Annotated in this window: 24 protein-coding genes and 1 pseudogene; 10 read left to right on the top strand and 15 right to left on the bottom strand. The window is 69.2% G+C overall.

Going from position 1 to position 24,119, the window contains the following annotated elements:
* Positions 1–101: 101 nt before the first annotated feature.
* The 7 genes from ISP_RS29290 to ISP_RS29260 form a co-directional block, all read right to left on the bottom strand.
* A complete protein-coding gene (locus tag ISP_RS29290) occupies positions 102–596 on the bottom strand; it encodes a MarR family winged helix-turn-helix transcriptional regulator (protein WP_013227540.1) in 495 nt (164 codons plus the stop codon).
* Between the two features lie 152 nt (positions 597–748).
* Positions 749–1,390, bottom strand: a complete 642-nt coding sequence (locus ISP_RS29285) for a DUF4142 domain-containing protein (RefSeq protein WP_014467325.1) — start codon at positions 1,388–1,390, stop codon at positions 749–751.
* Positions 1,391–1,456: 66 nt separating this feature from the next.
* Positions 1,457–2,158 carry a winged helix-turn-helix transcriptional regulator gene (locus ISP_RS29280; protein WP_013227538.1) on the bottom strand — a complete coding sequence of 234 codons (702 nt, stop codon included), beginning with the start codon at positions 2,156–2,158 and terminating at the stop codon, positions 1,457–1,459.
* Positions 2,155–2,370 (bottom strand): hypothetical protein, encoded by a 216-nt coding sequence (locus tag ISP_RS29275; RefSeq protein ID WP_013227537.1) that lies wholly within the window; start codon positions 2,368–2,370, stop codon positions 2,155–2,157. The genes ISP_RS29280 and ISP_RS29275 overlap by 4 nt, the downstream gene beginning before the upstream one ends.
* Positions 2,371–2,374: 4 nt before the next feature.
* Positions 2,375–2,575 carry a hypothetical protein gene (locus ISP_RS29270; RefSeq protein WP_014467324.1) on the bottom strand — a complete coding sequence of 67 codons (201 nt, stop codon included), beginning with the start codon at positions 2,573–2,575 and terminating at the stop codon, positions 2,375–2,377.
* Positions 2,572–3,936, bottom strand: a complete 1,365-nt coding sequence (locus tag ISP_RS29265) for a sensor histidine kinase (RefSeq protein WP_013227536.1) — start codon at positions 3,934–3,936, stop codon at positions 2,572–2,574. Before ISP_RS29265 ends, ISP_RS29270 begins: the two co-directional genes overlap by 4 nt.
* On the bottom strand, positions 3,933–4,619 hold the full coding sequence (locus ISP_RS29260; protein WP_013227535.1) for a response regulator transcription factor: 687 nt from the start codon (positions 4,617–4,619) through the stop codon (positions 3,933–3,935). Before ISP_RS29260 ends, ISP_RS29265 begins: the two co-directional genes overlap by 4 nt.
* Positions 4,620–4,719: 100 nt before the next feature.
* On the opposite strand from ISP_RS29260, the gene ISP_RS29255 reads away from it, so the two are divergent.
* The 5 genes from ISP_RS29255 to ISP_RS29235 all read left to right on the top strand — a co-directional run bounded on the left by ISP_RS29255 (position 4,720) and on the right by ISP_RS29235 (position 8,299).
* The gene (locus ISP_RS29255; protein WP_013227534.1) at positions 4,720–5,274 is read left to right on the top strand and encodes a TetR/AcrR family transcriptional regulator; all 555 of its coding nucleotides are present in this window, start codon (positions 4,720–4,722) and stop codon (positions 5,272–5,274) included.
* 19 nt (positions 5,275–5,293) lie between these two features.
* Positions 5,294–6,487, top strand: a complete 1,194-nt coding sequence (locus ISP_RS29250; RefSeq protein WP_013227533.1) for an FAD-dependent monooxygenase — start codon at positions 5,294–5,296, stop codon at positions 6,485–6,487.
* Positions 6,484–6,942, top strand: coding sequence for a nitroreductase family deazaflavin-dependent oxidoreductase (locus ISP_RS29245; RefSeq protein ID WP_071831558.1), 459 nt, complete (start codon positions 6,484–6,486; stop codon positions 6,940–6,942). The genes ISP_RS29250 and ISP_RS29245 overlap by 4 nt, the downstream gene beginning before the upstream one ends.
* 76 nt (positions 6,943–7,018) lie before the next feature.
* Positions 7,019–7,477 carry a hypothetical protein gene (locus tag ISP_RS29240; RefSeq protein WP_013227531.1) on the top strand — a complete coding sequence of 153 codons (459 nt, stop codon included), beginning with the start codon at positions 7,019–7,021 and terminating at the stop codon, positions 7,475–7,477.
* A 132-nt stretch (positions 7,478–7,609) separates the two neighbouring features.
* Positions 7,610–8,299 (top strand): DUF4396 domain-containing protein, encoded by a 690-nt coding sequence (locus ISP_RS29235; protein WP_013227530.1) that lies wholly within the window; start codon positions 7,610–7,612, stop codon positions 8,297–8,299.
* 8 nt (positions 8,300–8,307) lie between these two features.
* On the opposite strand, the gene ISP_RS29230 is transcribed toward ISP_RS29235, so the two are convergent.
* The 5 genes and pseudogenes from ISP_RS29230 to ISP_RS48350 form a co-directional block, all read right to left on the bottom strand.
* Entirely contained in the window at positions 8,308–8,541 is a 234-nt protein-coding gene (locus ISP_RS29230; RefSeq protein WP_013227529.1) for a hypothetical protein, read from the bottom strand.
* Positions 8,542–8,551: 10 nt separating this feature from the next.
* Positions 8,552–10,137: pseudogene (gene qcrB, locus ISP_RS29225) on the bottom strand (cytochrome bc1 complex cytochrome b subunit).
* Positions 10,137–11,228, bottom strand: coding sequence for a cytochrome bc1 complex Rieske iron-sulfur subunit (qcrA, locus tag ISP_RS29220; RefSeq protein ID WP_013227526.1), 1,092 nt, complete (start codon positions 11,226–11,228; stop codon positions 10,137–10,139). Before qcrA ends, qcrB begins: the two are co-directional and overlap by 1 nt.
* Positions 11,225–12,931: an aa3-type cytochrome oxidase subunit I gene (ctaD, locus tag ISP_RS29215; RefSeq protein WP_013227525.1), complete on the bottom strand. Its 1,707-nt coding sequence runs from the start codon at positions 12,929–12,931 to the stop codon at positions 11,225–11,227. The genes qcrA and ctaD overlap by 4 nt, the downstream gene beginning before the upstream one ends.
* A 631-nt stretch (positions 12,932–13,562) precedes the next feature.
* Positions 13,563–13,763 (bottom strand): DUF4232 domain-containing protein, encoded by a 201-nt coding sequence (locus ISP_RS48350; RefSeq protein ID WP_378250902.1) that lies wholly within the window; start codon positions 13,761–13,763, stop codon positions 13,563–13,565.
* Between the two features lie 612 nt (positions 13,764–14,375).
* Between ISP_RS48350 and ISP_RS29205 the strand changes: the two genes are divergently transcribed.
* The gene (locus ISP_RS29205; protein WP_013227524.1) at positions 14,376–15,845 is read left to right on the top strand and encodes a cation:proton antiporter domain-containing protein; all 1,470 of its coding nucleotides are present in this window, start codon (positions 14,376–14,378) and stop codon (positions 15,843–15,845) included.
* 496 nt (positions 15,846–16,341) lie between these two features.
* On the opposite strand, the gene ISP_RS29200 is transcribed toward ISP_RS29205, so the two are convergent.
* Positions 16,342–20,253, bottom strand: coding sequence for a glycoside hydrolase family 2 TIM barrel-domain containing protein (locus ISP_RS29200; protein WP_013227523.1), 3,912 nt, complete (start codon positions 20,251–20,253; stop codon positions 16,342–16,344).
* A 130-nt stretch (positions 20,254–20,383) separates the two neighbouring features.
* On the opposite strand from ISP_RS29200, the gene ISP_RS29195 reads away from it, so the two are divergent.
* The 3 genes from ISP_RS29195 (at position 20,384) to ISP_RS29185 (ending at position 22,008) form a co-directional block, all read left to right on the top strand.
* Positions 20,384–20,737 carry a TfoX/Sxy family protein gene (locus tag ISP_RS29195; RefSeq protein ID WP_230468424.1) on the top strand — a complete coding sequence of 118 codons (354 nt, stop codon included), beginning with the start codon at positions 20,384–20,386 and terminating at the stop codon, positions 20,735–20,737.
* Positions 20,738–20,882: 145 nt separating this feature from the next.
* Positions 20,883–21,242 carry a YciI family protein gene (locus tag ISP_RS29190; protein ID WP_230468423.1) on the top strand — a complete coding sequence of 120 codons (360 nt, stop codon included), beginning with the start codon at positions 20,883–20,885 and terminating at the stop codon, positions 21,240–21,242.
* A 361-nt stretch (positions 21,243–21,603) separates the two neighbouring features.
* Complete coding sequence (locus tag ISP_RS29185) at positions 21,604–22,008, top strand: DUF6292 family protein (RefSeq protein ID WP_014467321.1); 405 nt, start codon at positions 21,604–21,606, stop codon at positions 22,006–22,008.
* Positions 22,009–22,071: 63 nt separating this feature from the next.
* On the opposite strand, the gene ISP_RS29180 is transcribed toward ISP_RS29185, so the two are convergent.
* Together ISP_RS29180 and ISP_RS29175 are read right to left on the bottom strand one after the other, a co-directional pair.
* On the bottom strand, positions 22,072–22,899 hold the full coding sequence (locus tag ISP_RS29180; protein ID WP_013227519.1) for an SDR family NAD(P)-dependent oxidoreductase: 828 nt from the start codon (positions 22,897–22,899) through the stop codon (positions 22,072–22,074).
* 5 nt (positions 22,900–22,904) lie between these two features.
* Entirely contained in the window at positions 22,905–23,423 is a 519-nt protein-coding gene (locus ISP_RS29175) for an SRPBCC domain-containing protein (RefSeq protein WP_230468422.1), read from the bottom strand.
* Between the two features lie 89 nt (positions 23,424–23,512).
* Between ISP_RS29175 and ISP_RS29170 the strand changes: the two genes are divergently transcribed.
* Entirely contained in the window at positions 23,513–24,103 is a 591-nt protein-coding gene (locus ISP_RS29170) for a TetR/AcrR family transcriptional regulator (RefSeq protein ID WP_013227517.1), read from the top strand.
* Positions 24,104–24,119: the final 16 nt, after the last annotated feature.

The raw sequence follows: 24,119 nt of genomic DNA, 5'->3' as shown, positions 1-24,119 counted from the left end.
TCCGGACCGGTCGCGCGCCGCGGTCGACGGAGGCGAGGCGCTGCTGGCCGGCTCCGGCTCCGGCTACGCCGTCTGCCGGTTGCTGTGATGACAGCCCGGCGTCAGGTCCACACGGCTTCGGGCGCGACAGCGGACGCAGGTGGCTCGCCGCCGGCCTCGGCGAAGGCGGTGAGGACGTCGACCAGGCCGCTGCGGGCGTCGTCGGGCATCCGGGCGACGATCTTGGCGATCTCCTTGCGCCGCCGGGCGGTGACCTGGCGAACCACCTTCGCGCCCTCCTTCGTCAGGGCGAGCACGATCTCGCGGCGGGAGACCGCACTGTGCTGCCGGTCGACCACGCCGACCGCGACCAGCCGGTCGACCATCCGGCTCGCGGTCGATGGCGTGACCTGCAGGTACTCCGCCAGATCGGCGTGCTTGAGCGGTCCTCGGGTCTGCAGCACCACCAGCAGCCGGAACTGCGGCAGCGTGATCATGTCTCCGGCGGCCGCGATCGACCGGGCCGAGACGGCGACCAGCAGGCGGGAAGCGGTCAGCACGGCGTCGGTCACGGCGTCGACGTCCGTCGTGTCGAGGGCGGAAGTGCTCCGAGGCATTCTCCCAGTGTGCCGCACCGGCAGCCCGGCGTGCCGGTCAGGCGCGCCGGAGAAGGCCTCGATGCCAACGATGTTGGCAAGCAATGAGAGAAAGTGTCCGGCTGGGGTCGGTGCGGCAGCAGCACTGTCGCCGCTGATCTTGTTACCGGGCGTCACAGGTTCGGTACAGGCAGCTGGGCGTAGTCGACGTCACCGGTTTTCTCCAGCAGGTTGATGTGGGTCTTGATGTAGTCGCCCGCCAAATCCGCGAACGGGCGGACCAGCGAGTTGCGCGTATCGGCGCGGACCGTCGAGACGAGGATCAGCGCCTCGGCGTGTGCCTTGCGAAGGGTGTTGACGTAGTCGCGGTCGAAGGTCTCGCCGAATTCGGTGCGCATGCGGTCGATGCCGACCTGCATGTCCGGGGCGGGTTCAGCGGGAACGGGCAGGTCCATCCGGGTGCTGATGTCGGTGTCGCGGTTTTCGAGGTCCTTGTGCTGAGTGATGATCACCCGTGCCACCTCCTGGACCGCCGGGTTGCTCGAGCGTTGCTGCGCCCACGTCGAGGTCGTGATCTCGCGGAGGCTCGTCTGTTCCACGATCGTGAGCAGCTTCCGTCCCGCGGAGCTGATCGGTCCGAACGCCGTCGCGGTGAGGTCGCTTTCGGTCTGTGTCGCCGGGGTGGAGGTCGCCGGCCGGACGGAGGGGACCGGGACTTGGGGGGCGGTCACCACTTGGGGGGAGGGCGGGGCACATGCGGCGAGGGCGAGGGCGAGCGCGCCGCACAGCGTGATCCACAGGTTCCGGGATTTCATCGTCGGCCTCCAGGTGGGGAGTTCGGTGTCCACTCCGAACACGGACCCCGGTGCCGCCTGGTTCAGTCAAACTGTTGCTTCATCATTCAATTCGTCTAGGAAAGAGTTAGGCTGATCGGCGAACCGGTTGCGGCCGAGCCACCCGATCGTGTTCCGGACGGCCTCGCGAGTGCCGTCGAACCTGATGGCGCGCTCGGCCAGCGCTTCCCGCCACATCCGGTGCCCGAGCCACACACCGGCGAGGGCGGAGACCGTGCAGTCGATGCGGGCCGCGGTCGGCAGCCGGGGGTCGCTCTCGGTCGAAGACGCTCCTTCGGGAGAGAGGACCAGCCACCACCAGCGCGGCGGCGGGACCTCACTGAACCGCAGGTGCAGCGCGACGCGTTCGCGGGGGAGCCGGGCCGGGTCGATGCCCCGGCAGATGTCGAGGAGCAGCAGGCGCGGCTTCAGGTCCCCGCTGCGCGGCGGTGGCAACCAGCGGCGGCCCCAGTACCCGAGGTGCTCGACCACCGGGGCCAGGTCGCGGCCGGCCGGGGTCAGTGCGTAGCGAACTTCACCAGTGGACGGGAGCCGGGTCACCACGCCGGCGTCGGCGAGTTGCTTGAGCCGCCGGGCGAGCAGTGCGGTGGACATGCCGGGTACGCCTTCGGCGAGTTCGCCGGTGCGGCTGCTGCCGTGCAGGAGTTCCCGGACGATGAGGAGAGTCCACGACTGGCCGAGCACCTCGGCCGCGGTGGCCACCGGGCAGTGCTGCCGGTAGGCGGTCACGAGCGCTCGAGGGTGCGCAGGACGCGGAACCGGGCCAGCCGGTGCAGCATCTCGCCCATGGCCTCGGGCACGATCTGGCCTTCGAGATCGCTGCGGGCCGACCGGACGATCGCGGTGATGTCGGCCGCGGGCAGCAGGGAAGCGAACTCACTGGTCAGCCAGCTGTCGACCTCGGCGGTGATGTCGTCGGCCTGGTGGGTTTCGACGGTCATGTCCTCATTGTGTGGGCGTGGGCGTGGGCTGCACCTGACGACTGGCTGACGATTCGGGCGGGCACGGCGTCGGTGACGCGGGCCTGCTCGTCACCGTCGGGGTCGCCGTGGGTACCGGGGTGGTGATCGGTTCCGGCTCGTCCTCCGCGGTGACCCCGCAGCCGGTGGCGCACAGCAGGATCAGCAGCGCGATGGCGGTCTTCATCCCGTGGCCTCCGGCAGTTCGACGACGAAGCGGGCGCCCCCGCCGGGGCGATCCTCGACCCAGACGTGGCCGTCGTGGCGGTGAACGTGGTCGGCGACGATGGCCAGGCCGAGTCCGCTGCCGGTGTACTGGTCGCGGCGGGCGGCGTGCAGGCCGCGGGCGAACCGTTCGAAGATGCGTTCGCGCAGAGCCGGCGGGACGCCGCTGCCGGTGTCGTCGACGACGATCCGGGCCCGGTCACCGCGGCGCTCGACGGTGACCGCGACCGCGCCGCCGCCGTAGTGGTCGGCGTTGTCGAGCAAGTTGGCGACGACGCGGTCGATCCGGCGGCGATCGGCGGAGACGAGAAGCGGGTCCGTGTCGATCTCGAGCCGGACGTCGGACGGTGGACGGCTGTCGATGACGTTGCGGACGAGCTCACCGAGGTCGACCAGCTCGACCGAGCCGGTGCCCTCGTCCTGGTCGGCTCTCGAGATCTCCAGCAGGTCGACGACCATCCGCTGGAACCGCCGCAGTTCCGACCGCAGCAGCCGCAGGGCCCGTTGTGCGGTTTCCGGCATGGCGTCCTGGCGGCGTTCCAGTACCTCGCTGACGTTGACCATGGTCGTCAAGGGAGAGCGCAGCTCGTGACTGACGTCGGAGGCGAACCGGGCGTCCCGGCGGACCCGCTGCTCGAGCTGCCCGGCGGTCGTGTTGAAGCTGGTGGCCAGCGGGGCGAGGTCCGGGTCGGCCTGATCGGGCAGGCGGGCCGAGAGGTCGCCCCGCGCGACGCGGGACGCGGCCGCCGTGAGCGCGGTCAGCGGGCGGAGCGCCCGGCGGGCGGTCCAGGCGCCGAGGCCGACGCCGAAGAGTGCTGCCATGACAGTGCCGGTGATGAGGAGGGTGCTGAGATAGCGGAACGCGCGGTCCAGCTCGACGAGGGGGTAGAGCTCGACATAGACGCTGCCGTCACCGCCGACCGGAGTGGCCACCCCGAGCACCGGGATCCCGCTCGCGAAGAACCGCTGGCGGGCCGCTACCCCGGTCCTGGCCTGGCCGAGCAGCCCGGTGGGCACGATCGCGGGATCGATCTGCCGGCCGCTGGTGAGCCAGCCGGCGGGCCGGGACAGCAGGATGGACGAGTCGGGCCCGGTGGCCAGGCCGGTGAGCAGCTCTTCGAGTCCTTCCGAGTCGTCGGCCAGTGCGGCGTCGACGAGCCGGACGTTGACCTCGGACTGACGGGTGACGCTCTGCTCGCGCTGGTCGAGCATGTAGCCGGTCGTGAGGTTCCAGGTCGCCACCGCCAGCACGGTCATCACCAGCGCCAGGCCGACACCGAACGCGGCCGCGACCCGCCAGCGCAGCGAAAGCCGCCGGATCATGGCTCGGGAGCGATGCGGTAGCCGCTGCCGCGCACGGTCAACACGAGGCTGGGTGCGTCGGGATCGGGTTCGACCTTGCGGCGCAGCCGTCTGATGTGGACGTCGAGCAGCCGCGTGTCCCCGAAGTAGTCGTGTCCCCACACGCGCTGCAGCAACTGCTCGCGGGTGACGACCTTGCCTTCGGCCGCGGCGAGTTCGGTCAGCAGGCGGAATTCGGTGCGCGTGAGGTGCACGGGGACGCCGTCGCGGTGGACGGCTTCCTCGTCGGGCCGGATCTCGAGCCTGCCGACGCTGAACCGGGCCGGACGTGCCGACGCCGTCCGGCGGAGCAGGGCGCGGATCCGGGCCGCGAGCTCGCCCGCCACCAGTGGTTTGGTGACGTAGTCGTCGGCGCCGGCTTCGAGGCCGGCGATGACGTCGTGGGTGTCGGTGCGGGCGGTGATGACGATGATGGGCAGGTCGCCGTGCTCGCGCACTCTCCGGCAGACGGTGAGCCCGTCGATGCCCGGCAGCATGAGGTCGAGCAGCACCACGTCGACGGAGGTGGATTCCAGCAGGTCCAGGCCGTCCTCGCCGGTGGCGGCGGCGAGGACGTCGAAGTCCTCGTCGGTCAGCGCGAGGCTCAACGCCTCGCTGATCATGGCGTCGTCCTCGACGAGCAGAACACGCGTCGGCACCTTCAAAACTCTAGCAGGAGACGATTGTTGCACTGGCGAACAGTTGTGCTAGCCTGAGTTGCCGACAGGGCGACTGTCCAGGGCAATCGCCCTGATTGGAGGAGCGATGACGTCTCCGGCTGCTGCTCGCGGTGAAGCCGTTCGGCGCCGCCTGGTCGCGGCGGCGGTCGAGCTGATCCCGGAGCGGGGATGGACCGCCGTGAGCACCCGCGTGCTGGCCGAGCGGGCCGGTGTCACGCCCAGCGTCGTCCACTACCACTTCCCGTCAGTGCAGGCCGTTCTGGTGGAAGCCGTGCTGAGCGCGATGCGGGCGGTGGCGGGGGAGTTCGAGCCGCTGGTCGCCGCGGTCGGCAGCGCCGGGGAACTGGTCGACGCGATGGTCGCGGCGGTGGAGCAGTACACCGGCGCCGACCCGACGTCACTGCTGTTCGTCGAGGCTTACCTGGCGGCGACGCGGGACGCCGGGCTGCAGGCCGGGATGGCCCAGGTGCTCGCCGACCTTCGCGCGGTGATCAGCGACCGCTTGCGGCAACTGGGCGTTGCCCGACCCGAAGACACGGCGGCGGTGCTCGCCGCCGCAGTCGACGGACTGCTTCTGCATCGCGCGATCGGCCCCCAGGTGGCACCGAACGTGGCCGGGGTGCTGCGGCGGCTCGTCTGAACGCGAAGGAGACGAAACGGTGAAGGTCGTGGTGTGCGGAGCCGGGATCACCGGCTTGGCGCTGGCGAACAAGCTGGCCCGCGAAGACATCGAGGTCGTCGTGCTGGAACGGGCGCCGGCTCCCCGGGAACAGGGCTACATGATCGACTTCTTCGGGCCGGGGTTCGACGCCGCCGAGGCGATGGGCTTGTTGCCGCGGATCCGGGAACTGGGCTACCAGGTCGAGGAGGCGAGCTTGCTCGACGAGCGCGGCCGCCGCCGCGCGGCGATCCGGTACGCGACCTTCGCCCGCACGATGCGGGACCGGCTCTGCGGCATCATGCGGCCGGACCTCGAACGGGCACTGCGGGAGCAGCTTCCGTCCGACGTGGACCTGCGGTTCGGCGCAGGCGTCACGGCGGTCGACGACCTCGGCGACCGGGTCCGGGTGACCGCGGGCGAGCACGTGGTCGAGGCGGACGTCGCCGTGGGCGCCGACGGAGTCCATTCGGCCGTCCGGCGGCTGGTGTTCGGCGAAGACGAGAACTACCTGCGATACATGGGCTTCCACACCGCCGCCTTCGTGCTGACCGATCCGGAGATCGCGGCGGCGGTGGGGGACCGGTTCTGCCTGACCGACAGCATCGCCCGACAGATGGGCTTCTACGGGCTCCGCGACGGTCGGGTGGCCGCGTTCGCCGTGCACCGGACCGGCGACCGGCGGCTGCCCGAGGATCCCCGGTCCGCGCTCCGGGAAGAGTACGGCTCGCTGGGGTGGCTGGTGCCCCGTGCGCTGCGGCACTGCCCGCCCGCGGAGGCCGTGTACTACGACCAGGTGGCCCAGGTCGACATGGCGAGGTGGAGCAGCGGGCGGGTCGTGCTCGTGGGCGACGCGTGCTACGCGGTTTCCCTGCTGGCCGGTCAAGGTGCTTCGCTCGGTGTCGCCGGCGCCTACGTGCTCGGTGAGCGGCTGGCCCGAGCAGTCTCGATCAGTGACGCTTTCAGCGACTACGAACTCCTCCTGCGACCAGTCGTCACGGAAAAGCAGGACGTCGCCCGCCGGAGCGCCCGGTGGTTCCTCCCGGCGACCCCCTTTCAGCTCGTGGTCCGCAGGACTGTGCTCCGGCTGGCACGCCTTCCCCTGCTGGACCGGTACGTGGCGACCGTGCTCGCCGGGAAGCCCACTGCGCTGGTCGCCGACCTTCGCCGCGCGGCCGCCGGAGCAGCACGGTGAACCGGGTCCTGCGTGGGGTTTTTCGCGCGCCGGTGCGGCTTTACGACCGCGGGCTCGGCTGGGTACTCGGCCGCCGGTTCCTCTGCCTGACCCATCTCGGACGACGCTCCGGGCGGATGTACCGGACTGTCCTCGAAGTCGTCGGCACGAACGACGACGAGTACGTCGTGGTCGCCGGCCTCGGTGCGGGAGCGGACTGGTTCCGGAACATCCAGGCCCGGCCCCCGGTCGAGGTGATCGTCGGACGGTGCCGGTTCCCGGCCGAACACCGCGTCCTGGGCGAAGACGAGGCCGTCGCGGTCATCGCCGGTTACGAACACCGCAACCGCCTGGCCGGGCCGCTGGTGCGGTTCGCGCTGGGAAAGCTGCTGGGGTGGCGCTACGACGGCAGCGATCTCGCCCGCCGCCGGATGGCGATCCAGCTGCCGCTGGTCGGGCTGCGGCCGCGATCGTAAGGCAGTCGTCAGTTGAAAACTCCTTTTCCCGTGTCAGGGTGGAACCCGAGCGAGAAAGAAGGAAGGTGACCACGACATGACGACCGACGTAGCGGTGAAGGTGACCTCCGGAACCTGGGAGCTTCCCGAGGTCCACCGGCTGCGGCTGGAGGCGGAACGGGTCTGGGAAGCGGCGGGAGCGCACCGCAGGCTGGCGGTCGAGCTGGAAACCGGCACCGAACCCGACGGCCTGTACCGGGGCAAGACGCAACGTGTGCTCGCGGAAGTCGCTTCGTGCCACGCGATGGCGTATCAGGAACTCGCCGCGGCCGCCGAAGCTCGTGGCGAAGCTCGGCGGTATCCGCGTCACACTCCACAGTGGGCACGGTTGGTGGAGGAATCGTTCGTGGCGATCCGCCGGGCGGAGGCCCACCACGAACGTGCCGCGGCCCAGTCGGCGAGTGCGGCCGGTGATGAGCCGGCGGCTCGCCGCCACTGGGCGGCTGCGGAAGAGGCGGACCGGCGGGCTTCGGCGAAGATGAGGCTCAGCGCCTGATCCGCAGGATGCGGGGTTCCCGTCCCGCGCGATGCGTGCTGGGCCGGGTTTCGCACCCCCACCCGCGCGTGTGGCGGAAACCGTTGCAGAGACGGACGTTTGGCGCTCCCGGTGAGCGGTGATCCGGAAGACATGGTACCGACCTGGCTGCTTTTCCTGTCCTGGATCGCGATCGCCGCGGCTGTCCTTTGTGCCGCGTGGCTGGTCTTCGACATCTACGGGCGTGACTACCGGCCGCCCATGGCGATCATGGGCGTCGTCTGGCCGGTCACCGCGCTGTACTTCGGGCCGATCGCGATCTGGGCCTACCTTCGCTGGGGACGGCCGAAATCCGATCGATGGCAGCGTGAACACGGGCGCGAACCGGCCGATCCGCCTTGCTGGGTCCCGGCCGCCCTGGGTACCTCACACTGTGGTGCCGGGTGCACGCTGGGCGACATCATCGCCGAGTTCGGCGTGTTCCTGCTGGGAGTGAAGCTGGCCGGGAGTACCCTCCTGGCCGAATACGTCGGCGACTTCGTGCTCGCTTTGCTTCTCGGCGTCGTCTTCCAGTACCTGGCCATCGCGCCGATGCGCGGTCTCGGCTTTCGAGAAGGTATCGTCCAGGCGGCCAAGGCGGACGTGCTCTCCTTGACCAGCTTCGAGATCGGGCTCTTCGGCTGGATGGCGTTGATGTCGTTCGTCTTCTTTCCCGAGCCGCACCTCCACCCCGATCACGTCACGTACTGGTTCCTCATGCAGATCGGCATGGTGATCGGGTTCCTGACCTCCTACCCGGTCAACGTGTGGCTGATCCGCAAGGGCATCAAGGAACGGATGTGACCCCCTGGTCATCGGGTGAGGTTGGTCCCCGGCCACGTCTTGCGCCGGCGTCGGCGGCGAACCAGGACGGCGACCACGCTGAACGCCAGCACGAACGCTCCGGCGAAGACCGCCACCGGCCCGCTCCCGTGACTGCGCAGCAGAGCCGTCGTGCCCATACCGGCCAGGGCGACGACGCTGACCATCGCGCCCGCGACCAAGAAGCGGAACAGCCGGTTTTCGGGGGAATCACCGGTGCGCATCGGAACTCCTTCAGCTCTCCGAACCCGCCGACCGGGCGCGGTCGAGCGCTTCAGTCTCTTCGAGCGGGTCCGGCGTGATCAGGCCGCCGGGCAGCGCACTGCCCGCCAGCCCGAGGTCGTTCATGCGTTTGGGCACCGGAGCGCCCGCGTAGCCGGGCTTGTCGCGCTCGCCGTCCTCGCGAACCGAGCCCAGCGGCTGGTGGATCTCGACGAACTGGCCGTCGGGGCGCCGGACGACGATTCCCGTCTCGATGCCTTCCCGCAGGATCTTGCGGTCTCGCGTCTGCAGGCCGCGGCACGCGCGGTAGGTGATGGCGTAGGCCAGCGGCGGCAGGAGCAGGATGGCGAACCGGCCGACCCAGACGACGACGTCGAGGTTGAAGTCGAATTCGAGCGCGATGATGTCGTTGAACCCCGACGCCAGCAGGACGGTCACGAAGGTCAGGGCCATCGCGCCCAGCCCGCTGCGCACCGGGGCGTCCCGGGGACGGTCGAGCAGGTTGTGGTGCGCGCGGTCCCCGGTGAGCCGCTTTTCGATCCACGGGTAGGCCATCGCGAGGAGGATGACGGTGACGGGCATGGCGACGGTGGGCCAGAACGGTGCGGGGATGCGGTAGCCACCGAGGGTGATCTCCCAGGCGGGCCAGATGCGGGCGGCGCCGTCGACCCAGGCGATGTACCAGTCCGGCTGTGACCCGGCGGAGCCCTGCAGCGGGTTGTACGGGCCGTAGTTCCAGATCGGGTTGATCTGGAACAGGCCCCCATGAGCGTCATGACACCCGCGACGGCGACGAACAGAGCGGAGCTCTTCGCGGCGAACGAGGGGACGATGCGAGTGCCGACGACGTTGCGTTCGGTGTGCTGCGGCCCGGGTCGTTGGGTGTGTTTCTGCCGCCAGACCAGGCCCAGGTGCGCCGACACCAGGGCGACGAGCAAGCCGGGGAGGAGGAAGACGTGGGCGGTGAACAGGCGGGGGATGATCTGGTCACCCGGGAACTCGCCGCCGAAGACCAGCCAGTGGATCCAGCTGCCCAGCACCGGGATGGCCAGCATGATCCCGGACGCGATGCGCAGGCCGGTGCCCGACAGCAGGTCGTCGGGCATGGAGTAGCCGGCGAAGCCCTCGACGATGGCGATGACCAGCATCAGCAGCCCCACGACCCAGTTCGCCTCCCGGGGCCGCCGGAAGGCGCCGCTGAAGAAGATCCGCATCATGTGGACGAGGATCGCGGCGACGAAGACGAGCGCGGCCCAGTGGTGGATCTGGCGCATGAGCAGGCCGCCGCGGACGTCGAAAGACAGATCCAGGGTGCTGGCGAACGCGCGGGACATCTGCAGGCCGTCGGCCGGCGTGTAGTCGCCGTGGTAGGTGACCTCGGTCGTCGAGGGGTCGAAGAACAGGGCGAGGTAGGTGCCCGAGATCAGCAGCACGACGAAGCTGTACAGCGCGATTTCGCCCAGCATGAACGACCACCGGCCGGGGAAGACCTTGTTCAGCTGGGTGTGCAGCCCGCCGGAGAAGTGGATGCGGTCCTCGGCCCAGCGCAGCGGCGCGGCGAGGACCGGGGCCGGTGACTTGCGTGGTTGTTCGGCCATCAGCCCAGCTCCCAGAACGAGGGCCCGATCGGTTCGGTGAAGTCGCCGCGTGCCCGGAAATTGCCGGTTTCGTCGACGGTGATCGGCAGTTGCGGCAGCGGCCGGACGGCGGGCCCGAATATCGGGCGGGCGCCGGCGTGCAGGTCGAACTGCGAGCTGTGGCAGGGGCACATCAGGCGGTCCTCTTCGGCCAGGTCCATGCCGACCGGGCAGCCGAGGTGGGTGCAGATTCGTGAGTAGGCGTAGAAGTCCTGCCAGTTGAAGCTCTCCTGACCGGACCGTGGGGTCACCGGGGTGCCGGGGACGAGCCGGACGAGGTTGACGGGGCTGTCGGCACGCCGCAGTGCGTCGTGCAGTTTGTCGGGGTCGTCGCGTTCGGACTCGCGGAAGGGCACGCAGACCATGACGGCTCCGGGCGCGAGCTCTTCCGGGCGGACGAGCTGGACTTCGTCGGGCTTGCCGGTGACCCGCCGCAGGTACACAGCCTCGCCGGTCGGGGACGCCCACGCGGTGTGCCACAGCGACTGCGGGCTCGACGGCTGGTCCCAGGGGTCCTTGACGAAGGAACCGACCGCCCCGATGCCCGCGCCGAGGCCGACCGCTCCGGCACCGGCGCCGAGGGCCCGGGCCATCCAGGAGCGCCGGGTCAGCCCGGCGCTGTCGCGGGCGTCGTGCAGGATGGCCGCGGTCGCGTCCTGGTCGGCTTGTGACGACGGCTCGTCGTGCCGTTCCTGGATCGCGTGCTCCTTCGGCAGGAACTTGTGGGCGTAGGTGCCGATGCCGAAGCTGAGTCCGAGCAGCGCCAGGCCGAAGGTGGCACCCAGCAGCGGCGTGTAGAGGTGGTAACCCGTCGCGTCGTGCCCGAGCGGCGGTACGTAGCGCCACGGCCAGAAAAGGTAGACCGCGACGAAGCACAGCGCGCCGAGGACGGCCAACCCGAACCAGGCAAGGGTCCGGTTCCGGGCCCGCCGCTCCGCGCGGGTGCCCGGGACCGGCCAGCGATCGGCGTAAGTATCCAGCCGGACGCCGTCCATCTCGGCCGCGTCGCGGAGGATCGCCCGGCGGCGGCCCCAGCCCTCTTCGTCACTCACTTGCCCGATCCCTTCGAGAACCAGTGGACGTACCTGTCGGTCTTCATCCGCTCGACTTCGTCCGGGTAGTGCAGCTCGAAGGCCGGACGCTCGTTGCGGATGCGCGGCAGCTCGTGGAAGTTGTGCCGCGGCGGGGGACACGTGGTCGCCCATTCGAGTGAGTTGCCGTAGCCCCATGGGTCATCGACGCGGACGGGGTCGCCGTAGCGATAGCTGCGCACCACGTTCCACAGGAACGGCAGCATCGACACTCCGAGGGTGAACGCTCCGACCGACGAAACGACGTTCAACGTCGTGAATCCGTCGGTCGGGTGGTAATCCGCGATGCGGCGCGGCATGCCCATCGCACCGAGCCAGTGCTGGACGAGGAAGGTCAGGTTGAACCCGATGAACGTCAGCCAGAAGTGCCAGCGGCCGAGGCGCTCGTCCAGCATCCGGCCGAAGGCCTTGGGGAACCAGAAGTAGATGCCGGCGAAGGTGCTGAACACGATCGTGCCGAACAGGACGTAGTGCAGGTGGGCGACGACGAAGTAGCTGTCGTGGGTTTGGAAGTCCAGTGGCGGTGACGCGAGGATCACCCCGGTCAGCCCGCCGAGCAGGAAGGTCACCAGGAACCCGAACGAGAAGATCATGGGGGTCCGCATGGTGATCTTCCCGTGCCACATGGTGCCGATCCAGTTGAAGAACTTGATGCCGGTCGGGACCGCGATGAGGAAGGAGGTGAGGGAGAAGAACGGCAGCAGCACGGCGCCGGTGGCGAACATGTGGTGGGCCCAGACGGAGAACGAGAGACCCATGATCGAGATTGTCGCCCAGACGAGTGCTTTGTACCCGAAGAGCGGTTTGCGGCTGAACACCGGGAAGATCTCGCTCACGATGCCGAAGTAGGGCAGGGCGACGATGTAGACCTCGGGGTGGCCGAAGAACCAGAACAGGTGCTGCCACAGGACTGCGCCGCCGTTGGCCGGGTCGAACACGTGTGCACCGAGGTGGCGGTCGGCCAGCATGCCGAACAGTGCCGCGGTGAGGATCGGGAACGCCCCCAGGATCAGGAAGCTGGTGAACAGGATGTTCCAGGTGAACAGCGGCATCCGCCACATGACCATGCCGGGTGCCCGCAGGCAGACGATCGTCGTGACGATGTTGACCGTGGCGAGGATGGTCCCGATTCCGGAGAGGATGAGCCCCGTCGCCCAAAGGTCGGCGCCGACACCCGGGCTGTTCACGGCGTTGTGCAGGGGTGCGTAGGCGGTCCAGCCGAAGTCCGCGGCGCCGCCCGGGGTCAGGAATCCGCCGATCACCATGAGGCCGCCGAAGAGGAACAGCCAGTACGAGAGAGCGTTGAGCCGGGGAAACGCCACGTCAGGCGCGCCGATCTGCAGCGGGACGAGGTAGTTGGCGAACCCGAGCGCGTTCGGCGTCGCGTACAGCAGCAGCATGATCGTCCCGTGGACGGTGACGAGCTGGTTGTACTGCTCGGCCGACACCACCTGCATGCCCGGCTGAGCGAGCTCAGCCCGCATCAGCATGGCCAGGACGCCGCCGATCAGGAAGAAGGCGAACGTGGTGGACACGTACATGATGCCGATGTCTTTGTGGTCGGTCGTGCTGATCAGGCGCAGCAGCGACGACCCGAGTGACGCACGTGGCCGGCGGACCGGTTCCGGCGCGAGCCTGGTCTCGAGGGGGCGGGTACGGGTCATCGGGTACCTCGCAGTGCTGACTCGTCTGGGACGGTCGCGTTCACCCGTTCCGCCGGGACTTCAACCGTCGATTTCAGCGGCTGACAACAAATATATTTGTTTCTCAGGCTAACTGTTGCTCTGGTATCCGGCGGCAACCTGACGAAACTGTCAGATTGCCGGTGTTTGTCACGAGGCGCGACCGGCACCCCGAAAGAGGAGGCCATCCGACAACGACGGAAGAGGTGAACACCTTGACTACCTCCACTCCCATCCAAGGGCACCCGGATCTCCTGGCCATGCGCGCCGGTTACGAACAGGCCGCGGAGACACCGCAGGCGAGGCTGGTCGACGGACTGGTGCTGATCAGCGGTCTCTACATCGCGATGTCACCGTGGGTGGTGGGCTTCAGCCACTACGGCGACATGGCCGTCGTCACCCTCATTTCGGGCTTGGCGCTGGTCCTGCTCGGAGCCGGTTTTTCGGCTGCCTACAGTCGTTCTTCGGGCGACGGAAGCTCAGGCTTGCTGATCAGCGGCATGACAGTCACCATGGGCCCGTCAGCCGGCGAGCTGCTGCTGGATCTCTTCGAGGCTGCGTCCCTTGGTTTCGGGGAGATGAATCCCGTCATCGGTGCCTCCTGTGACAGCGCCTACCCCGTCGCGCGCGCAACAATCGTTGCTCCGGGAAACTGTTGTCCGTTCATGTCATGGCCGACCGGCGTCGTGCCGGAGGGCGGCTTGCCCGTGTCTAGGCCGCGCACCGAAGTCGGCCGGCAGCCGGCGGCGTCGTGGTTGTGCACGTTCACGAACTGGATGTCGGCGGCGGCGGTCTGTCCCGGCGCGAGCTTCACGGGAGCGCCCTCGGTCCCTTGGCGGTACGCTGCCTCGCCGACCTGGTGCCGGCGTTGGTGATCAAGGAGCGGCCGGTACACCGAGCCCGCGGCCGCGCCGCTCTTGCCGAGGGCGAGGGTGACGTCACCGGCCTTGCACGGGCCGTCGTTCGTTGGCGCGGTGGAAACCGATGCCGATGAGGCTGCCGGACCGGTCGAGCCCGAGGTGGCGGTGGTGGCCGTCGAGGACAGTGCCGCAGGCGCGGGTGACGGCAAGCTCGAAGTGCTCGCCGCGGGCGCGGCGTCATCCCCGCAAGCCGCCAGCAGGACCGCGCCCGCCGAGGCAGGGAACAACGCCGAAAGGCGAAAAATCTTCGCGTGTGGCACTGGTAGCTTCTCTCTCGACCGCGGCGGATCCGGCGCGGGTGGGTATTTTCGTGACGGCTGTACACCGTGCCGACTACCCGCTCAGGTGGCGCCAAGCGCGCTCACGACGAAATGCAAGACGATCGTCAGGTGGCGGCCGACGAGGGGACCGGCGATCAAGGCCACCCGGTGTCGAACGCCGGGGTGTGGCGCCCGGGGTTGCGGGAACACCGAAGGCGTGAAGACCTGTGTGGGGAAGGAGGCGATGTGGACCGCATCGAGTCGTTCGGATTGACGCTCGTGGTCGTGGCCGTGGTCGTCACGCTGGCGTTGCTGTCCAACCGGGTCAGCGCCCGGCTGCGGGTTCCGGCGCCGGCGTTCTTCCTGGTCGCCGCTGCGGTGGCGTCGGATCTGGTGCCCTCGCTGCGGCAGGTGTCGCTCGGCGCGGTGGAGGACGTCGTCACCGTCGCGCTGGTGGTGATCCTGTTCGACGGCGGGATGGCGATCGGGGCCCGCCGGTTGCGCGACGTGCTCGGGACCGTGCTGTCGGTCGGTGTGCTCGGAACCTTCCTCACCGCGGGGCTGCTGGCGTGTGCGGCGCACCTGCTGTTCGGTCTGCCGTGGCTGGTGGCGCTGCTGCTGGGTGCCGCGCTGGCGCCCACCGATCCGGCGGTGGTGTTCTCCGTGCTCGGCAACCGGGAGGTCACCGGCCGGGCGGGCACGATCATCCAGGGTGAATCCGGCGCGAACGACCCGGTCGGGATCGCGTTGCTCCTGAGCCTGCTGACCATCGCGCCGGGTGACGGGTTCGGCGGGGCGTCGGCTGACGTGCTGGGGCAGTTCGCCGGGGAAATGGGCATCGGCGCGGCGGTCGGGCTGGCCGGCGGATGGGGGTTGCGATGGCTGCTTCGCCGGGTCGGGATGCCGTCCGAAGGGCTTTACCCGCTGCGGACGCTGGCGCTTTCGTTCCTGCTCTACGGCGCCGCGACGGTCGCACATGGGTCGGGTTTCCTGGCGGTCTTCGTGGCGGGGGTGCTCGTCGGTGATGTGGCGGCGCCGTTCAAGCGGGAGATCGAGCGGTTTCACTCCTCGCTGGCCAGCCTGGCCGAGATCGTGGCGTTCGTGGTGCTGGGTCTGACCGTGTCGGTGTCGGCGCTGGTGACCACCGACGCCTGGTGGATCGGGCTGGTACTGGCCGTGGTCCTCACCTTCGTCGTGCGGCCGCTCGTCGTCGGGCCGTTGCTGCTGCGCACCCGGATGCCGCGGGGCGAGAAGGTGTTCGTGCTCTGGTCCGGGCTCAAGGGAGCCGTGCCGATCCTGCTCGGCACGTACATCCTGGCCGCCGACCAGGCGCAGGATGTGCTCGTCTACGAGGTCATTTTCGTGGTCGTGCTGTTCTCGGTCCTGGTGCAGGGCGGCCTGATGCCGCTGGTGGCGTCCCGCTGCGCGGTGCGGATGCGGGAGGTCGAGCCGCAGCCGTGGGCCGTGGGAGTGCGGGTGCGCGAAGAGCCCGGGGGAGCACGGCGGCTGCGGGTCGGACCTGAGGCGCCGGCGGTGGGCAAGTCCGTGAAAGACCTGCACCTCGGCGACGAAATGTGGATCAGTCTGGTAGTCCGTGACGGCCGGCCCCTGCGGGTGCGCGCGGATCTGGAACTCGAATCCGGGGACGAGGTCCTGGTGCTCACCGACCCGGACTGCGAGCGGGATCCGACGACCATCTTCACGAACGGGGCCTGAGGCCGGTTCGCTCCGTCGCTCGGCGCTGCCTGCCGTAGTCGCGGCGTCGGCACGCTCACAGGGCTGTGCGCTGAGGGGTGCCGGAGTGCTCGTCCTGCGCCGGATAGTTGCCGAGCCAGCTGATCAGGGCAAGCCCGGCGAACCGGATCAGGACTCACCAGCCGTGCCGGAAGTCCAGCCGCGGGGTATGAGCCTCAGCCGGTGCCGGGCCCGCATCAGGCCCTGGTGCTGGTCGGACTTGGCAACCTGGTCGGCGGCGGCGTGCTCGTCGGTGCGGGATGCCGGGCGCGGTCCTGAGAACCGCTTGTGGAAGGCGAGGCCTCGTGCGGCGGTCAGCTGCCTGTGACACGTTTGTTGTTGCCAATTGTTGCTTAGAGTAAGGATCTGCGCAGTTCGCGGCAACGCCGGGGCAGAGCTGGCCCGCCGCCGGCATGACGACCGGATTGCTCTCCGCGCCGGGCCGCTGCCAGCGGCCCGGCGCGCGTTGCACCGCGCTCTACGGCGAGGTTGCCGTGGGGCGGCGGGTGAGTGTCATGGCCTGGTCTCGCCTGGTGAGGGGGCGTAGCCGGTAGGTGTAGCTGTAGTCGCGGTTGGCGAACAGTTTATATTCGTCGTGGGTGTGCGCGCCCCAGCTGTTGTCGCCGCCGACGCCCATCTGCTTGTGGTTGAGGCGCAGTACCACGTCCCGGCGGGGGGTGAGCTGGTAGTCGTGCCGCGCGCCGACCGACAGGTCCTCCGGCGTGAAGTGTGACGCGTTGGCCTCCAGCAGCGGCTCGCCGCTCGCGAGGAGCCCGATACCACGCTTGTTGGTCAGCGCGACCCAGCGTACGTCGGTCTTGTTGCCGTTTTCCTGGGGACGGATGTAATCGGTCCACTGCGCGGCCACCGTCGAGGAGTACCAGCCCACGTCGGAGCCCGTGTTGCGGTCCCAGTGGTTCTCGTCGGGTCCCCGGCCGTAGTAGTCGATGGTGTCGAACTCCCCGGGAAGGAGCAGGATCGTTCCGATCTCGGGAATGTAGGGCAGGGTCGATGCACCGGGGTGGAGCGTGTTGTCCACTTTGATCTCGGCGTTGCCGAAGACCGTGTACGTGGTGGTGTATGCCGAGGGGACCGACGTCGGCAGGGTGCCGCTGACGGTCACGACGGCGGCCTTGCCGGCGAGGGTTTTCACGGTGACGCCGGTGACTCGGCGGTTGGTGCCCGCGTGGCGCCAGGTCGCGTTGCGGCTCGGCTGTCCGTTCCCGATGTCGTTGTCGGTGGGTGCACGCCAGAAGTTCGGGGTCGGCCCCGCCGTCACGAGCCGCACGCCGTGGGCCTCGTAGGAGGTGATCAGACCGGTGTCCTTGGCGATGGTCACCGTGAACCCGTCGCCGGTGACCGTGATGGCCTTGTCGGCGTCTGTGACGACCACGGCCGGCACCTGCGCGAGTGGCACCGGCTGCACCGCGGGGCTGCCGAAGTCGACCGGCACCTGCTGTTTGGCCACTTCGAAGCCGCGGTCGGCCCAGGCCGTGCGCGTCCGGGTGGTGAAGGACAGGCGAAGGAAGTACTCGGCTCCCGGCTCGAGGCGGACCGGCCGGCGGAGCGGCACCGTGATCGTCCTGCTCGACCGGGGTGGCACGTCGAGCTGGGCGCGGGTGAGCTGCCCGCGCTGGACGACTTTGCCGTCGGCCATGAGTTCCCAGCTGCCGTCGTAGGAGTTGACGTTGGTGAAGAGGTTCTCGTTCGTGATCGTCACCCGGCCCGAGACGACGTCGGCGCCTGCGGAGACGTTGATCGACTGGTAGACGTGCTTGACCTCGGTGGCCTTCCCGCCCGGCCGGCGTTCGGCGGTGACGATGCCGTTGGCGCAGAAGTTCCCGTCGTTGGGGTTGTCGCCCCAGTCGCCGCCGTAGGCGAGAAAGGTCCGGTCGGCGGGTTGCTGTTCGGTGTAGGTCGCGGTGGCCGCGTCGAACCAGAACCGGACGGCAGGATCACTCGGGTCGCGGGTCGTCTCCGCGAGTTCGGTGGCGCTGAGCCCTCGCGCGTACACGTGGGCGACGCGGATGTGCCCGCCGAACACGCGCGCGGGATTCTCGGCATCGGTGCCGAGCGCGAGCTGCGCCGCGGTGCTGTCCGGCGTGCGGTCGGTGCTGGTGGTGGTCAGGGCCTTGCCGTCGAGGTAGAGCGTGAGCGTGTTCGCCGCGTCGTCGAAGACACCGGCCACGTGGTGCTCCTTCCCCGTCCAGTCCGCGGGCACCGGTGCGGTGGCCGCGATCCAGCCGCCGGCGTAGATGAAGAACTCGAGGTTGCCGTCGGACAGTTTGAGCGAGTACTGGTGGTCGCCTCTGGTGACGATCGGCTGGTGCCCGCCGACCGCGGCCGGGGTGACCCAGGCCTCCAGCGTCAGCGAACCGGTCAGGTTCAGGCTTTCCGCGGAGGCGAAGACCGCACCGCCCGAGACGCCGTGCGCCCGGTCGAACTTCGCGGCGGGCGCGAGCTCGGCGGCCAGGGCTTCGGGCCCGGTCTCGGCGAGCTGCTTGCGCGGTGGGGTGGGCCAGTGCAGCCCCTGGTCGACGAAGTCCCAGATGAACCCGCCCTGCAGGATCGGGTACGTGCGGATGAGGTCCCAGTACTCCTTGAGGTTGCCGTTGGAGTTTCCCATCGCGTGGGCGTACTCGATCATGATGTACGGCCGGGTGTCGGACGTATCGAGCGCGCGTTTCTTGATTCCCGAGGGGCTTTCGTACATCTGCGAGCGGATGTCGCTGACCTCGGGCCGGTTGTCGCCCTCGTACTGGATCACCCGTGTCGTGTCGTAGGAGCGGATCCAGTCGCGCATGGCGACGAAGTTGCTGCCCGCGCCGGCTTCGTTGCCCAGCGACCAGATGACCACGGACGGGTGGTTCTTGTCGCGGTGCACCATCCGCTGGGCACGGGCGACGACCGCGGCGGTCCAGTCCGGGTTCGAACCGGGGTAGCGGTCCCGGACACCGTGCGTCTCCAGGTTGGTTTCGTCCAGGACGTACAGGCCGTACTCGTCGGCCAGCTCGTACCAGTTGGGGTTGTTGGGGTAGTGGGAGGTGCGGACGGCGTTGATGTTGAGGCGCTTCATCAGCCCGATGTCCTCGACGAGGTCGGCGCGGGTGAGGGCGGCGCCGTGCTCGGGGTGCATCTCGTGGCGGTTGGTGCCGCGCAGCGTCACCGGCTGCCCGTTGATGCGCATCAGCCCGTCGACAAGCCCGAATTCGCGGAAGCCGACGCGTGCCGAGAGGGTCTCGGCGACCTTCCCGGCCGGGTCGCGCAGCACGAGCACCGCCGTGTAGAGGTCGGGCCGCTCCGCCGACCAGAGTTTCGGCGCGCGTACGCCTTGGGCCGCGCTCACCGTGACGTCCTGCCCGGCGGCGGCCGAGCCGAGGTTCACCTGCTGGCTCAGAGGCCGCGGCCAGACCGGGCGCCGGTCCGCGTCGTAGAGCTGGGTCTCCACGGTGTAGGTGCGCTTGTCCGTCCCGCCGTAGTCGCGGACGTGGGCGGTGACGGCGAGGTCGGCGTTCGTGTAGCCGTCGCGCAGCCGCGTGTCGAGGCGGAAGTCGCGCAGGTGCACCGTCGGTGTCGAGAACAGGTAGACGGACCGGAAGATGCCGGCGAGGCGGATCATGTCCTGGTCTTCCATCCAGTCGCCGTCGGGGAAGCGGTAGACCTCGACGGCGATCTGGTTGGTTCCGGGCCGGAGATGTTCGGTGATGTCGAACTCGCTCGGGGTGTAGGAGTCTTCGCGGTAGCCGATCAGCTTGCCGTTGATCCACACGTAGAACGCCGACTTGACGCCCTCGAAGTGCAGGAACGTGCGCCTGCCCTGCCAGCCTTGCGGGACGCGGAAGGTCCGCCGGTACTGGCCGACCGGGTTGAACCGCGTCGGGGCGAAGGGCGGCTGGGCGTTCTCGTTCTGTCCGTTGGCGCCCCACCAGGGGTAGGTGATGTTGACGTAGATCGGGAAGTCGTAGCCGTGCAGCTGCCAGTTCGACGGCACGGGCATCCTGGCCCAGGAGCGGTCGTCGACGTCGTCGCGGTAGAAGCCGGGATCACGCGCGTCGGGCCGGTCGGCGTGCCGGAACTTCCATTCGCCGTCGAGGTCGAAGCGGTAGGGCGAACGGGTGCGGTCGCCGGCCAGCGCTTCGCCCAGGTCGGCGTAGGGCATGAGTGTGGCGTGCGGTGGTTCGGTGCCGAGCTCGAAGATCCCGATGTTGTTGTTCCACTCGGGGAAGCCGTTGGGCGGCGCGGCGAGGCCGTCGAGCGTGGCCGCCGTGGCCGGGCATGGGAGCGTGGCGGGCAGGGCGAGCGTTCCCAGGAGTGCGGCACTTCCCTCCAGGAATCTGCGACGGCTGACCCCCGCCCGGCGTGCGGCCGGGTCCGGCGAGACCTGAGACATCGTGAACCACCCCGTTCCTCGACGACCTACAGCGTTGCGGTCTCACCCCCGTGAAGTCAACACTGTTGCTCAGAAACCAACGGACGTATGTTGAGTTCTGTTCGAAGCTCGAACGCGGGACGATGTCGTCGTGGTTGTGGTGGGAAGGACGACGATGGCCTACGACGAGGAACTCGCGGACCGGGTCCGTGCACTGTTGGAGGACGAGCCGGGATGGGCCGAGAAGAAGATGTTCGGCAGGCTGGTGTTCCTGCTCGACGGCAACATGGCCGTCGGGGTGTCCGGCGAGGCTCTGATGGTCCGGCTGCCCGCCGACGAAGGCGAGGACGCGTTGGCCGAGCCCGGCGCGCGGCCGGCCGACATGGCGGGGCGCCCGATGAAGGGCTGGCTGCTGGTCGACCCGCCCGGTCTCGAGAAGGCGGAGGATCTCCGCCGCTGGGTCGGCCGGGGCGCCGCGTTCGCCCGCACCTTCCCGCCCAAGTAGCCGGTCAGCCGCTCGGGCCGAGTCGGGCGTGGCGGGAGCAGCAGTCGGGCGTGGTGGTCATGGTCTGGCTGATTTGTCGATTCGGGCAACACTCGTTCGTATGAGGGGCGAGCGGCGGCACCCGTCCGTCGGGAGGAGTGGAGTCATGGCTCAGTTTTTGTTGTCCGTGCACAGCGTCGAGGGTGAAGTTCGTGTAGAGCCCACCGAGGAGCAGATGCATCGATCGCATCAACTGCTCGGCGAAGTCGAGAAGGATCTGAAAGCGACCGGGGCGTGGCTTTTCAGCGCCCGGCTGAGCGAACCGGGTGCCGCGCGAGTGGTGCGGGAGTCCGGCGGCGACGTGCTGAACACCGACGGACCGTTCGCGGAAGGCAAGGAGCACCTCGGCGGCTTCTACCTGATCGAGGCTGAGGACCTCGACGCCGCGGTGGCGTGGGCCGCCCGGGTGACCGCCGCGATCGGGGTGCCGATCGAGGTTCGCCCACTTGCCGGGTTCGAGGCGTAGCGGCGTCCTGCGTGAGAGAAGACTCGTGAATACCGCCGGATGATCGGCACAATCGGGCTCGCCGGGTGCCGGTCGCCGCGCAGCCGACTACCGGGTACCGCCATCGCGACGGCCGGCCGAAATCGCAAGGAATTCGTCAGGTTCGGTTCCTCGGCGATCGGGCATGCTGAGCCGAGCCGCTGAACCCGGAGTGGCGGACGCGTGACGACCGGGTGCGGGCGGGAGGCTGCGGTCCCGGAGACATGAGGCCGGGCGGCGATGGTGCCCAGTGCTGTGCACGCCGTCGTCCGTCCGTTTCGGCCGCGACCCGAAGGAGAGGGAGCAGGTGCTGCAACGCGGACCTCGGTCTTGGGAGGTCGGCTTGGCCGGTTACCTCCGGGCGGTCTCCGCGGCGGTCGGCGTGCTCCCTGGCGGTCTCGGCCGGGAATTCGACCCGCCTGCCGCGTACCTGGCGTTGAGCCGGCGGTGCGCCCGGCACCCCGAGCGCGATCTCCTGCTCATCTGGTCGGCCGAGTCCGGCTGGGAACTGGTTCTCGAACACACCGAACTGCACCCCGCGGAGACACTGGCCCGGTTCGGCGAACCGCTCGTGCCCGAGCCCGCCGAGGTGGCGCACTTCGTCGACGAAGTCGTGGCGGGACGGCGTGGAGGCGGCCGATCGGCACACGGTGCAGCGTCCGACCTCTACGAGAATCTGAGGGATTACGCGGTGCTCGTCCTGCCACCGGGAAGGATCCGGGTCTCAGGTCCCGATCAATTCGAGTGAGGTGCCGGACGGAGGTCGTCTCTTCCGCGGCCATGTGCCACCGAAGTCTGTCCTGTGTGGACGTCAGTGGTGTGGTGGGTTTGCGGTGTCGGTTTGGCGCGTGGCCAGGTTGTCGGCGGCGCGGCCGAGCATGCGGCCGTTCATCTTGATGGACAGCCGGCGTGGGGTGAGTCGGGTGAGCGTGCGTAGACGCCGGTCGGGCACGATCGTGGTGTGCCCGGCGAGCAGGGCGCGGACGGTCTGGCGGATGGCGGTGGTCACCGGCAGTGGACGGATCGGGAGCCGGGTCCGGTCCAGGCCGAACCTGTCGATGATCGGGGTGTCGACGTTGCCGGGGAGCATGACGGTGACTTGCACGCCGGCGGGGCCGAGTTCGTGGTGCAGGGCTTCACCGAGGTTGAGGACATAGGATTTCGCGGCGCTGTCGTGGGCCATGTTCGGCAGTCCGTGGACCGCGCCGAGGGCCGAGACCAGCACCATGGCGCCGCGGCCGCGCTCGACGAACCGGCCGCCGAAGGCGTGGGCCAGTTCGAGGTGGGTGGTGGTGTTGAGGGTGAGTCGTCGGTGGAGGTCGGGCAGGTCCTGGTCGAGGAACCGGCCGGGACGTCCGCTGCCGGCGTTGGAGATCAGGAGGCCCACATCCACGTCTGCGGCTGCGGCGACGAGATCCGCTGCGCCGTCCGCGCGGCTGAGGTCGACGGTGACGACGCGGTGTTCGATCCGGTGGGCGAGGGTGAGCGCCCGGCCCAGGTCTTCGAGCCGGTCGGTGGAACGCGCGGCCAGGACGAGGTTCAATCCGCCGGCGGCGCAGCGTTCGGCGAAGGCCCGGCCGATGCCGGACGATGCTCCGGTGATGACGGCCCAGGGCCCGTAGGCGGAGAGGCCGGTCACCGGTCTCACGCCTCGGGCCCGGATTGGGGACCGGTCATGCCCTCGCCGGTCTCCAGGACGGTTTTCAGGCCGCTGAGGACTCGCATCCAGCCGATCCCGCTGACGTGGGCGGCGGTCTTCGGGGCGGCGTCGAGCCGGTCGTGGCGAACGGTGAGCAGGGTGACACCGTCCTCGCCGGGCTCGATCAGCCAGGTGACCCGGCTGGGTGGCTCGGCGGCCAGGTCGGGGTGGTAGAGGCCGCGGTAGGTGATAACGAGGCGGTGAGGCGGATCGGCGTCCAGGACAGTGTCGTCGCCCCACAGCTGCGAACGGTCCGGCGAGTGATAGCGGAAGGGGGATCCGGGCCGGCCGGTGGTCTCGACCAGAGCTCCGAACAGGTATCGGGCGCTGTGCTCGGGGCGGGTGATGGCCTCCCAGACGGCCTGCGCGTCGGCGTGGATGAACAGGTGGTAGGTCTGCGCCACACCGGTCTCGCCGGTTGAGCTGGAGCGGGTAGTCGGACTTGCTGTGTCGGTGGTGGTCACGATGCTCCTTGGGCCTGCGAATTAGTTAGTTGACTGACTAAGGCAGACGCTAGCAGCTCGGGACGCCGGAGGGCTAGGGTCTGAGTGAGATGACTGACTCAACGGCGCCGCGCGGCGGCAAACGCGAACGGCTCGTCACCAGCGCGGGCGAACGGCTGCACCGCAAAGGCGTCGCGGCCACTACTCTCGCCGACATCGCGCAGGCCGCGGACGTCCCGGTCGGGAACGTCTACTACTACTTCAAGACGAAGGATGACCTGGTCAGGGCCGTGCTCGAGGCGCAGGTCGACCAGGTCGAGGCGATGCTCGCCTCGTTCGAGACCCTTCCCCAACCGGTGGACCGGCTCAAGGCCTTGGTGCGGCGGTGGGACGAGATGCGCGACGTCATCGCCCGATACGGCTGCCCGTTCGGCACCCTCGCGTCCGAACTGGACCGGCGCGATGACGGCCTCGACCTCGAGGCGGCCGGACCGATCCGCCGCATCCTGGAGTGGGCGGAGATCCAGATCCGGCAACTGGGGCAGCCCGACGCGCGGGAACTCGCGATCACTCTGTTCGCCGGCGTTCAGGGCGGCGCGCTGCTGGCCGGCGCCCTGCGCGACCCGAATCTCATGTCCGGCCAGGTGCGGCACCTCGAACGGTGGATCGACACCGTCGCCGCGTCATCGACACAGTCGTGATCCGTTCTCGTCGACG

It is taken from the genome of Amycolatopsis mediterranei (genome assembly GCF_026017845.1).
In the GTDB taxonomy this organism is placed as follows: domain Bacteria; phylum Actinomycetota; class Actinomycetes; order Mycobacteriales; family Pseudonocardiaceae; genus Amycolatopsis; species Amycolatopsis mediterranei.
Note: the sequence above shows the minus strand (reverse complement) of the source record. Positions and strands in the feature narration are given on the sequence as shown.

Bases quoted from the DNA above. Each gene is read 5' to 3' on its own strand.
- ISP_RS29290 (WP_013227540.1), bottom strand. From the start codon at position 596: ATGCCTCGGAGCACTTCCGCCCTCGACACGACGGACGTCGACGCCGTG.
- ISP_RS29285 (WP_014467325.1), bottom strand. From the start codon at position 1,390: ATGAAATCCCGGAACCTGTGGATCACGCTGTGCGGCGCGCTCGCCCTC.
- ISP_RS29275 (WP_013227537.1), bottom strand. From the start codon at position 2,370: ATGACCGTCGAAACCCACCAGGCCGACGACATCACCGCCGAGGTCGAC.
- ISP_RS29270 (WP_014467324.1), bottom strand. From the start codon at position 2,575: ATGAAGACCGCCATCGCGCTGCTGATCCTGCTGTGCGCCACCGGCTGC.
- ISP_RS29265 (WP_013227536.1), bottom strand. From the start codon at position 3,936: ATGATCCGGCGGCTTTCGCTGCGCTGGCGGGTCGCGGCCGCGTTCGGT.
- ISP_RS29255 (WP_013227534.1), top strand. From the start codon at position 4,720: ATGACGTCTCCGGCTGCTGCTCGCGGTGAAGCCGTTCGGCGCCGCCTG.
- ISP_RS29240 (WP_013227531.1), top strand. From the start codon at position 7,019: ATGACGACCGACGTAGCGGTGAAGGTGACCTCCGGAACCTGGGAGCTT.
- ISP_RS29235 (WP_013227530.1), top strand. From the start codon at position 7,610: ATGGTACCGACCTGGCTGCTTTTCCTGTCCTGGATCGCGATCGCCGCG.
- ISP_RS29230 (WP_013227529.1), bottom strand. From the start codon at position 8,541: ATGCGCACCGGTGATTCCCCCGAAAACCGGCTGTTCCGCTTCTTGGTC.
- ctaD (WP_013227525.1), bottom strand. From the start codon at position 12,931: ATGACCCGTACCCGCCCCCTCGAGACCAGGCTCGCGCCGGAACCGGTC.
- ISP_RS29200 (WP_013227523.1), bottom strand. From the start codon at position 20,253: ATGTCTCAGGTCTCGCCGGACCCGGCCGCACGCCGGGCGGGGGTCAGC.
- ISP_RS29190 (WP_230468423.1), top strand. From the start codon at position 20,883: ATGGCTCAGTTTTTGTTGTCCGTGCACAGCGTCGAGGGTGAAGTTCGT.
- ISP_RS29170 (WP_013227517.1), top strand. From the start codon at position 23,513: ATGACTGACTCAACGGCGCCGCGCGGCGGCAAACGCGAACGGCTCGTC.